Source organism: Pararhizobium sp. P1_E7 (assembly GCF_056405855.1).
On the sequence record NZ_JBFUBH010000116.1, the window covers coordinates 1 to 6,468 of the forward strand.

A 6,468-nucleotide genomic window follows, 5' to 3' on the forward strand; every position below is an offset into this window, starting at 1 on the left:
CGGTGAATTTGGACATGGTCATCCTCTGAAATATTGAAACTGACAGCTGGCAATCGAAATTGCAAAAAATCAGAGGCAGCTTAGCATGGTGGCCTAAAATCCTCCCCCTCCTAAGCAAGATGAGAGACCGTGCCAACGCAACGGCGCTCTCTGCCGTTCGAAGCCAACTACCAATGCGACTGCACCGATTAATTGGAAAGACGGTCGTTGCAGTGTCTGTCGGAAACAGATGGGCGTCATCTGTGCCCATCGACCGGTTTCACAGAGTCTTGCTGATCTCAAGTTCGCACGATTTCGCCAGTTCGGTGTTTGGCCTGTCTGCACCGAGCGGGGTTGCCCAACCGGCTTTTTCCACGATGCCGCTGCGGGAATATGCGCCGGCAGCTTTGAGTTCGGTAAGCACGGCAGCAGCCAATGGATCGGCCTTGGATTTTTCGACGCAATAAGGCGTCAGGGCCGTTGCAATCCCCAAGGACGTTTCGGTTGCAGAATTCTTTCGCGACGTGCCGCCGGTCACCCAGCCGCCCCATGTAAAACCAACGATGGCCATGCGATAGCACCGACGACGGCGCCGTTCAGGGCGGGCTTCGTCCAGGTGGGGATATCCAAGGTATGATCCAATCTTTTGAGAATGCCGAAACACATGATTGCATGCCGGAACCTATCGATAGCACCAACTGCAGATTTCTTTGCATCAAATCGAGCATCGCGGCTGCCCCCGAGGACGCGCGTGCCCGAGGAGGTTACGACAAGAGGCATTGGCGTCCGGCCAGCAATCACCGTTTGGAGCTAGGCGCGAGAGGTTAAGAACAGGGGAGAGCCTTGCCTGGCTGTACCAAGTCACCCACACCACTGGTGGTGATTTCGGACGCGTCAGACCTACAGGCCTTGGAAACATGCAGTAGAACAACGGCGTCATAGAGAACCGAAGGGCCACCATCGATCATCTGGTTTCGCCGGTCATCATCTACTGCAATACCGTTCATCTCGGCCGGGCAGTCGTAGAGCGACGGAACGAAGGACTTGATGTGCCGCCCGAACTCCTGGCGGACATACGGGTTTCTTTATGCCTCGTGAATTGGCCGCATGCCGAGCAATTATCTTCACCGGCACATTGGGTATCTTTTGCGGTATATTAGGGGAAGGCAGGCATGAGAAGGACGATGTCGTGCGCTGGCAATTCGTACTGGCGCATACTGTCTCGTTGCCGGCCGGAGGAACCAACATGCAGCCGATCAAAGCCCCGAAGCAGGATGGCGACTACGACGACCGATTTCTCGATTGTCAGGAAGCGATTGAGAACAAGATTCAACAGGTCATGGAAGAAGCGATCCGCGCTGGATGGACGCGTGAAGAGGCGGCAGCGGCACTCGTCGAGGTCGCGGATTTGGTGATGGAACTGGCGATCGAAAATAGGAAGGACGCGTGAAGTGCGCATCGTTTCGAAAGAAGCGCAGTCGCGGATAGCAAACGGCGCTGCTGATCACCTTGCGGTCGACGATTGGGATGGCGATCGACCCGAAAAAGTTGCTAGGCTAACTGTCAGGCCCCGGCAAAATATAATTTGATATTTGCTAATATTATTAGGAAAGCGCACTGTTGTGTTCCTGGCAGCTATCAATCCGGACGCTGCCGCTTCGGGGGGTATTCCCCCTGCCCCAACATAGGGAGGACGTGATGTCTTCCGCATTTAGACAACTTCGCGACTACGACTATAGGGATACCGCCTTTCGAACCGTGGCCGTGTTTAGCCTCGCCTTCATCTTGTATGTGGTGCTTGAGGGATGGCTATGGTGAAAATTCCGACCTTGAGAGCCGCATCGACCACAAACCGCGGGAGCCTCATATTGCGGCGAATTCTCAAACGCGCAAACTATTCCACGTCAGATATGCGGGCGTCTGAGGGACAAACTGGTCCAGAAGAGGTTGCAATCATTCGTAGAATCCTTGCGGGCTCTATTGCTTCACAGAACTATCCACATACGGTGAGACGCCGGAAACAGGCAGATGTAACGGCGCTTGCGTCTTGGGAGAACGAAGGCGGCGCAGTAAAGCTGCCTTGAGAGTGTCCGGACCGGTTATGGCGACTTTCTCGGAGCGCTTGAAGCTGTCAACACGCGGCACGAGTCTCAGCATCTCGGGCCAACTCAACGCGACCTCGTTGGGACGGCCCCATGGAAACCACTACGGTCATGATGACACGGACGACACACCGAACCATTCATTTCAACGCGCCGGCATCGCTGGATGGCCTCGATCTCCCGCTGGCGCCTGGCGACTATGAAGTAAACGAGGACGAAGAATTGATTGAGGGTCTTTCCTGGCTCGCCTATCGCCGGGTCGCTACCTTCATCACCATACCGGCGACGCCGGAAAACGGCCAGGTTTCTTGCATGTTACCGGTCGATGCCGAGGCGCTCGAAGAGATGCTACGGCGTGATGGCACAGGCGAGGGACGGTAGTTAGAAAGGCAGGTAGGGCATGGCCCGTCACAAATTTGCGGTCGGCACAGTGGTTAGGCTCCTAAGCCGAGCTGGGCTCTCCCTAGTCGCGGCCGAGACGTACCGAGTAATAACACTTCTCCCGGCAATGGATCTTTCTCCGCAATATCGTCTTCGCAACGACGAGCTCGGGCAGGAGCGGGTATCCAAGGAGGACAATTTGATCTGGGTCCCAACCGCCGCCACCGAGCCAAATTATGAAGGATAAGGCCTCGAAATTCGGCACGCCGCGGATATTTCGCCTTGGCAAGATGGTGGCCGCGCTGGCGGATTATCGTCTCAACACGCAGTAACGGTGCCTTGTCAACTGTCCGCATCCGCCATTTGACGAGCTACTCTTACGGTCGGCTCGTAAGCCTCTCGCCGCACCGCCTGATGCTGCGGCCTAGAGAAAGCCGAGATGTGCGCGTGAAGACGAGCAGCATCGAGACATCACCTTCTGCAACATTGACATGGGCCAGCGACGTTTTCGGCAATGCTGTGGCGACCGCTTCTTTTTTCCAACTCACCGACCGCTTGATTGTCACAAGCGACTGCGAAGTCGAGCTCAATGCCGCGCCCTGGCCAATCTTCACGATCGCGCCCTCTGCAACTTCCTATCCCTTCCTGCATTCGGCGGACGAATGGCAGGATCTCGGCACACTAACCGTGCCGAGCTATGCGGATCCAAACCGTCGCCTACAGAGATGGGCATCCGCCTTTGTCTGCGGGCCTGGAACAGACACACTGTCGCTGCTCAAGGATTTGAGCCTTGGCATCACCGGATGGATCGCATACCAGAGCAGGGACGAGGAAGGCACGCAGGCACCTCTCCAAACGATCGATCGCGGCTGGGGAACCTGCCGCGATCTCGCGGTGCTGTTTGTCGATGCGGCGCGAAGCCTTGGTTTCGGCGCGAGATTAGTCTCCGGATACCTCTACAGTCCTGACACAGAGCAGGCGGGTTCGTTTTCGTCCGGGTCCACCCATGCTTGGGCGGAGGTCTATGTGCCGGGGGCGGGCTGGATCACCTTCGATCCGACGAACCGAAGCGTCGGCGGCTTCAATCTCATTCCCGTGGCAGTTGCCCGCGATATAACACAGGTCGTACCCGTGTCAGGTAGCTTTGTCGGTACGGCTGGTTCTTTCAACGGAATGCGGGTCGATGTCTCGGTTTCAAGAGCGCTTGCGGACACGTCGGCGTAGCCGCCGCCGACAGCCTCCTTCCTCGGAGGCTCGGTGATGATAACTTCGATCCCGACCAGCGAGGCGGTAATCGAGGCAGCATTCCTCCCTTCGCCAAAAAGATGCTGAGAGTGCTCATCTAGAGTTGGGACGCGCTCCCAGGCTTGCCGTCGGGACATGTTGTCGACGACAGATAATAGGGGCTAATCTCGCCTTGTGGCGAACGAAATGCCCACACCAAAACACCAGATAGCGCGACAAGTAGTAGAGAGACAACTAGGCGGGGTGACATGGTGCATTATCCTTGAATGGATGCGACCAAAGGCCGCGCAGCTGTTGGACAGGTTAATCAACTTTGACAAGAAACCGCCCCAGAGCCTTTCGCAGGGTCTCTGCGGCGACACGATTGATCGCAATCTCGATTGGGCCATGTTCACATTGCAGACTAAGCAAGCCAATCAAAGGGACTGCATGAAGGGTGATGACATCGCTTTCCTAGTGCCGTGACTGGTTTCCTCGCCCAGAGGGTCCGCATAGGTTTGATGCGCTTGATAGGCTTACTTCTTCTGCTCGTTGTGTCGGGCTATGCGCAAATCCGAGGCCTTTGAGCAACGATCAGGAAAGGCCTCAGCCAAGCTGAAAAGCAGGCTTGGAAAATTCATCCGCAGCGGACCGCCGGGCAAACCCGAAACCTCTCCGCTCTTCCTGGGCCCATCTTTATCATAGTTTCGGTTTTGATGTSGCTGGCAAGCGGACTCCTCCCGTTTCGGAAAGGTCGCCAGCATACGAGACCCAGAAATTCAGGCTGAGCTGCCGACGCCCAAAGCCACAATGCCGAGGTGCCGGTATCTACTCGCGAAGCAGTTCTTTTCGCCAGGCCATCTCATCGATTTTGTCCTGCATGGTCGGCTTCAAATCGGAAGTGCATCGGCGGTTACTAAACACGCCGTATGCGATCGCAGCACCGATGACGGTGGTCCCAACGAGCAGTTCAAACATCCAGGTAGCGTAATCCATGTCATACCTCCTTGGAGGCTACAACGGATGATGGGAAGGGAAAGTTCCTGTCTCGCCTTGTCCGAGCGTGCGCTGAAGATCAGCGATGGATAGCCGGGACACGCCGGAAAGGCGGCACGGATCGCTTCCCTCGCAATTCTGTCCGACTGCACCATATCTCTCTAAACGAGGGAATGTCGGCTATGGAAAACCTTCAGCAATTCGCTTCTAGCTCCAACGGCGATCGGTGGTACCTCGGCACGGACGAGGCAACGCGGAGAACGTTCGTGCTTCACAGGGCGAATGACCCATCCGGGGGGCATGAAACGCGAACCGACGTTCAGGCTTTTCTGAATGGGGGGTCGATGAGCCCCGAGTGCCAAGCGTTGATCGCACTTCTCGGCGTTGGCAACAACAAGGACGATCCAGAGCAGGAGAGCTACTCGCCCTTGTCGTAAGAGGCCTTCCGAACGGGCCAACTACCCAGCGGCCGGCCCCGACGAGGTTGCAGTTCATCAGATCATCAAGCGATTTCAGGGCGATACCAGCGGGGAAGGCGGCGTCCGCGTCGCAGAGACCGCGTGACAGCGCCCAGGCCGGCAAGCGCGCGGCCAGAGGAGGGACGGAAAGGCAGGCCCGACAAACGAATCCATGCGGGCCTCAGTACATTATTGGGACCCAGATAAACGGCAGACGAAGTTGAGAACGTGAGAGCCAAACACCGCAATGGCTCCGATCGTCAGCGGCATCGCGATACAGAGGAGCCGCCAGGTCGCCCCCCATCGGCGCAAACCGATGCGCCTGTCTATTTTAAGGCCTGCCCCCCATTAGCGATATTATGACAACGATTTCCGTCGTGCGTTCCGTAAAGGCCTGGTTTCAAGCGGGTTGAATCGCAGAAGGAGGGAATAAGGCGACCAGGCGAGGAGGACGCCAATCAGCAGACAGATAATCGGGAGAGATGCCGGGTCGGCTATTGGGATGGGCGTTCCCATGCCAGCCATCCACTCGATGAAATAATCTTCAAACTCTTGATCTGCCCCGAACTTTGGGCCGCCGGAGTTTTCCGGTTTTTTCTGGATAGCGGGCTGGTCGCGCTTCCCGAATTTGTCAGTGAGATCGGGACCGTGTTGCCGATGGCACCATGGGGGGCGCGCCGCTGATGAAATGAAAATACGCCGACCTCACTCCTTTGGACCGGTTTTGAGGTGCTCAGCCGCAACGGAAGGCGACGCGGATTGCTTGCGCTCTTCGAGTTCCGCTGCGACCCACTCCAGGAAGAGGTTGTAGGCAACCGCCAACAAGGTCGGCCCCAGGAAAAGCCCTATCAGGCCGAAGGCCAGGACGCCGCCAATGAGCCCAAACAGGCCCAGCAGCACAGGCAGGTTGCTGTTTTGGTTCAGCAGATACGGTCGAAGGAAGTTGTCAATGCTGCTGACGAGAAGCAAGCCCCAAATCGCGATGAAGATGCCCCATCCTACAGATCCTTGCACGAACAACCAAAGCGCAACCGGCCCCCACACGAACGGTGGCCCGCCGGGCACGAACGACAGTGCGAAGGTCAGGCAGCCCAGCAATAATGATTGAGGCACGCCGGCGAACCAGAAGCCGATGCCTGCCAGCAGGCCTTGCGCAAGGGCCGTTCCGATCATTCCGTACACAACACCTTTCACGGTAAGACTGATGACGGCAAGCAGCCTCCTGGCGCGAGGACCTGCAACACGCTCCCCGATCTGGCGCATGAAACTGATCATGCGCCGACCGTGCAGGAACAAAAAGAAGGTAATGAATATGCTGAGCGCGAGTT

7 protein-coding genes and 1 pseudogene are annotated in these 6,468 nt (G+C 56.9%); 5 read left to right on the forward strand and 3 right to left on the reverse strand.

The window, feature by feature from the left end:
* Positions 1-259: 259 nt before the first annotated feature.
* Positions 260-550 carry a hypothetical protein gene (locus tag AC1D17_RS27200; protein WP_477568365.1) on the reverse strand — a complete coding sequence of 97 codons (291 nt, stop codon included), beginning with the start codon at positions 548-550 and terminating at the stop codon, positions 260-262.
* Positions 551-944: 394 nt separating this feature from the next.
* On the opposite strand from AC1D17_RS27200, the pseudogene AC1D17_RS27205 reads away from it, so the two are divergent.
* The 5 genes and pseudogenes from AC1D17_RS27205 to AC1D17_RS27225 all read left to right on the forward strand — a co-directional run.
* Positions 945-1,139, forward strand: a pseudogene (locus AC1D17_RS27205) (hypothetical protein); the annotation flags it as partial.
* The gene (locus tag AC1D17_RS27210; RefSeq protein WP_477568366.1) at positions 1,067-1,429 is read left to right on the forward strand and encodes a hypothetical protein; all 363 of its coding nucleotides are present in this window, start codon (positions 1,067-1,069) and stop codon (positions 1,427-1,429) included. The pseudogene AC1D17_RS27205 and the gene AC1D17_RS27210, both read left to right, overlap by 73 nt.
* 763 nt (positions 1,430-2,192) lie before the next feature.
* Positions 2,193-2,462, forward strand: coding sequence for a hypothetical protein (locus tag AC1D17_RS27215; RefSeq protein ID WP_477568370.1), 270 nt, complete (start codon positions 2,193-2,195; stop codon positions 2,460-2,462).
* Positions 2,463-2,481: 19 nt separating this feature from the next.
* Entirely contained in the window at positions 2,482-2,709 is a 228-nt protein-coding gene (locus tag AC1D17_RS27220; RefSeq protein WP_477568367.1) for a hypothetical protein, read from the forward strand.
* A 92-nt stretch (positions 2,710-2,801) separates the two neighbouring features.
* Positions 2,802-3,686, forward strand: a complete 885-nt coding sequence (locus tag AC1D17_RS27225) for a transglutaminase family protein (RefSeq protein ID WP_477568371.1) — start codon at positions 2,802-2,804, stop codon at positions 3,684-3,686.
* Between the two features lie 828 nt (positions 3,687-4,514).
* Here AC1D17_RS27225 and AC1D17_RS27230 read toward each other — a convergent pair.
* The gene (locus AC1D17_RS27230; protein ID WP_477568368.1) at positions 4,515-4,682 is read right to left on the reverse strand and encodes a hypothetical protein; all 168 of its coding nucleotides are present in this window, start codon (positions 4,680-4,682) and stop codon (positions 4,515-4,517) included.
* Between the two features lie 1,163 nt (positions 4,683-5,845).
* Positions 5,846-6,468 (reverse strand): AI-2E family transporter (locus tag AC1D17_RS27235; RefSeq protein ID WP_477568369.1); only part of this gene is annotated, 623 nt, incomplete at its 5' end.

Excerpts from the sequence above, each read along its gene's own strand:
- AC1D17_RS27200 (WP_477568365.1), bottom strand. The coding sequence starts at position 550 with ATGGCCATCGTTGGTTTTACATGGGGCGGCTGGGTGACCGGCGGCACG.
- AC1D17_RS27210 (WP_477568366.1), top strand. The coding sequence starts at position 1,067 with ATGCCTCGTGAATTGGCCGCATGCCGAGCAATTATCTTCACCGGCACA.
- AC1D17_RS27215 (WP_477568370.1), top strand. The coding sequence starts at position 2,193 with ATGATGACACGGACGACACACCGAACCATTCATTTCAACGCGCCGGCA.
- AC1D17_RS27220 (WP_477568367.1), top strand. The coding sequence starts at position 2,482 with ATGGCCCGTCACAAATTTGCGGTCGGCACAGTGGTTAGGCTCCTAAGC.
- AC1D17_RS27230 (WP_477568368.1), bottom strand. The coding sequence starts at position 4,682 with ATGGATTACGCTACCTGGATGTTTGAACTGCTCGTTGGGACCACCGTC.